Consider the following 3,222-nt stretch of genomic DNA (forward strand, 5'->3'; position numbering starts at 1 on the left):
AGCCAGCTGAGCTACATCGGCAAAAATATTATTATTTGTATATTTCAAATTGAAAACAGGATATTCATTTCTCGAAAGAAGTATTGTTCCTTTTTCGTGGTGCAATATTAGGGCAGTTTTTCGAATCTCGCAAATGTTTTTTCAAAAAAAAGTAGAAGTTTTTTCTAAAAATTTACTTCAATTTTGAAAATCAGAATTTTAGAATTCAAAAAAAGATTAAACTTTTTTTCAATAAAAGTAAAAAAGATAATATTCTATTTACATTAGAGTCCCTATTTTTGTAGTCAATTAATCATTAATGCATCTTATCATACAAATTTTGCAACTTTTCGGAGCAATTGCTTTGTTCATTTTTGCGATAAAACTATTAAGCGAAAATTTACAAGCGTTATCTGGATCGAATTTTAAACGCACTCTAAACAAATTAACCAAAAACAATTTATCGACAATTGTTACAGGTACTTTTTTTACAACAGCTATACAATCTTCCTCGGCTGCGAGTGTGTTTATATTGGGATTTGTAAATGCTGGATTGATTAATTTGCGAAAAGCATTTGGCTTAATATTAGGCGCAAATATCGGAACTACGCTTACATTGTGGTTGGTCTATTTCGGAATGAAATTCGATTTGGTACAAATTGCATTGCCTCTTATACTGGTGGCTTTTCCATTTTATTTATCGAAAAAACGTAACCAAAGAAAAGTAGGTGGAATTTTATTTTCGCTTTCCTTACTTTTTCTTTCGCTTTATTTCCTGAAAACTTTTTTACCTTCTATCGAAAGTCATCAGAAGTTACAAGAATTCTTTCAGCAATTATCGCATTATGGTTTTTTGACTAATTTGTTATTTATTCTATTTGGAATATTACTAACGGTTTTAGTCCACTTTTCATCAGCATCAATTACGATTGCAATTTTATTAGCGAGCAAAGGTTTACCTATCGAATTAGCTGCAATGATTGTTTTGGGAGCAAATATAGGAACAACTTTTACAGCGCATTTAGTTGCCGCAATTGGAGATAAATACACGAAAGTTGTCGCAGCATTTCATACATTTTTCAATATTGTAATTGCGTTGATTTTTATGTTGATTGCAAATTTTGTTTTAAAATTTATTGGAACAACAATTTCATCAAATATCGCTGTTCAACTGATTACTTTTGATACTATTAGTAATTTCGTCGGGGTCATTTTGTTTACGCCTTTTATCAATAAAATAGCTTTCTATTGTCAGAAAAAATATTTCTCTGTAAAATCAGCAGACAATAAATTAGAATTTTATGCAATTCCATTCGGAACAAATTCTGACCTATATAAAAATGAAGCCAACAAAAAACTTCTGAAACTCGCTTCTACAACGAAACAAACGATTTATACGCTTGGGCGAATGATTACTGAAAGTGATGAAGAAAAGATTTTGGTTTTTCGTGAACGAATTTTGGAACTGGAAAAAGAAGGTGATCAATTGGAGAGAGAAGTCAATGAATTTTTGAATGAAATTGCTGATTTAGATTTACCAAACGAAAATACAATTGCGATTCATCAACTAATTACACTTTGTCATCATCTGGAAAGTGTGGGCGATATTGCGATTAAGATTTCTTCTATTCATCGTCGTCGTAGAATGACAAATAGTTATTTTACACCAAAAATGAGAACGTATTTGGTCGAATTTCAAAATAATTTGGATCAAACAACGCGTATTCTAAATCAAAATTTGAACGAAACACAAGAAGAAGTTTCTATCAAACAAGCGGAGTTTATCGAAAAAACGATTAATACAATTTACAAAGAAGCCGAAGCAAATTTAATGAAGACGATCGAAAAAGAGAAACTTTTGACTACAAGTGCGCTTTTCTACAAAGATCTAATTCAGAATTACGAAATTCTTGGCGATCATCTTTACAAAGCCAATGCAACAATTGTTAAGCTAAAAAATCAGTAGATTTTTGTAAGTTTAAAGAAATTTATTGCATGGCTACTACATTTACAATAAAGCTTGAAGAACAAATTATTGGAACTACAGAATTTGAATTTGCAGATGTTCCGATGGGAGTTGTTTATGGCAAAATAAATTTTATAGATATTGAATCTCCTTATTTATTATTCAAAAATTATTGTTTAGCAAATAACATCCATATAAATTATGATTCTGAAAAAGAAAGATTGATAGACACAGCGATTATTCCAAATCTTAGAATTTATTATAATGATTTTAAAGAAGAATTAAAAAGTTGGGGAAGTTCTATTTCTGGAATTGAAATTTCTGATGACGTATTTGAATTTGAAATTACTTTATATGGTTTAGAATCTGAAACGATGTCAACTTTATTCAAACATCATTTTGATGAATATTTTAAATAATAACTTGTCTTGAATTAAAATTCGTCAATTCGAGTGATTTTTAGAAATATATTTCTAAAAATTGTATCGAGAATTAAGATGAATTTTATCTTCTAAAACCTTATTCTCGACACAAAATTCTAAACGAATTTCACTCGAATTGACGGTTTTATTTATAAAATAATATAATTACTTCGCTCACTTCTACTCTATTTTGTAATTTTGCAAAATGTTTGATTCAAAGCAAATTTTTTCTATTCAATCCGAAGAAGATTTCCAAAACGTTGCATTGGAAGTTTTCCGTTATCAAGCGCAAGAAAATGAGGTGTACAAAAACTTCTTAAATTTCTTGAACGTTGATTATTCTACTGTAAAACACACCAACGAAATTCCTTTTTTACCGATTCAGTTTTTTAAGAAATTTAAATTGATTTCGGGAAATCGTGAAGTGGAAAAGGTTTTTACAAGTTCGGGAACAACTGGAATGGCGACAAGTAAACATTTGGTAACGGATTTGGCATTGTATCATTACAGTTTAGAAAAATGTTTCGAACAATTTTATGGTCCACTTCCCGATTATACTATTTTCGCGCTTTTGCCTTCGTATTTGGAGCGTACAGGTTCGTCTTTGATTGATATGGTGGAGTATTGGATTGAGAAATCTGGTAGCGATAAAAGTGGTTTCTATTTGTATAATCACGATGAATTGTACGAAAATCTTATTGCGCACGAAAAAACGGGCAAGAAAGCAATTTTGATTGGTGTTTCATTTGCTTTATTAGATTTTGTCGAAAATTATAAAATGAATTTGCAGCACACAATTGTGATGGAAACTGGCGGAATGAAAGGTCGCAAGAAAGAAATTACGCGCGAAGAATT

At 30.2% G+C, this 3,222-nt stretch carries 3 protein-coding genes; all 3 read left to right on the top strand.

Annotated elements, in window-relative coordinates; translation table 11 throughout:
- Window positions 1–298: 298 nt before the first annotated feature.
- Window positions 299–1,945 (top strand): Na/Pi cotransporter family protein, encoded by a 1,647-nt coding sequence (locus B4L98_RS09065; RefSeq protein WP_219034760.1) that lies wholly within the window; start codon window positions 299–301, stop codon window positions 1,943–1,945.
- A 29-nt stretch (window positions 1,946–1,974) separates the two neighbouring features.
- Window positions 1,975–2,364 (top strand): hypothetical protein, encoded by a 390-nt coding sequence (locus tag B4L98_RS09070; protein WP_115001331.1) that lies wholly within the window; start codon window positions 1,975–1,977, stop codon window positions 2,362–2,364.
- Between the two features lie 208 nt (window positions 2,365–2,572).
- On the top strand, window positions 2,573–3,222 hold a 650-nt coding region (locus tag B4L98_RS09075), incomplete at its 3' end, for an acyl transferase (protein WP_291078058.1).

It is taken from the genome of Empedobacter sp. UBA5528 (genome assembly GCF_002426075.1).
In the GTDB taxonomy this organism is placed as follows: Bacteria; Bacteroidota; Bacteroidia; order Flavobacteriales; family Weeksellaceae; genus Empedobacter; species Empedobacter falsenii_B.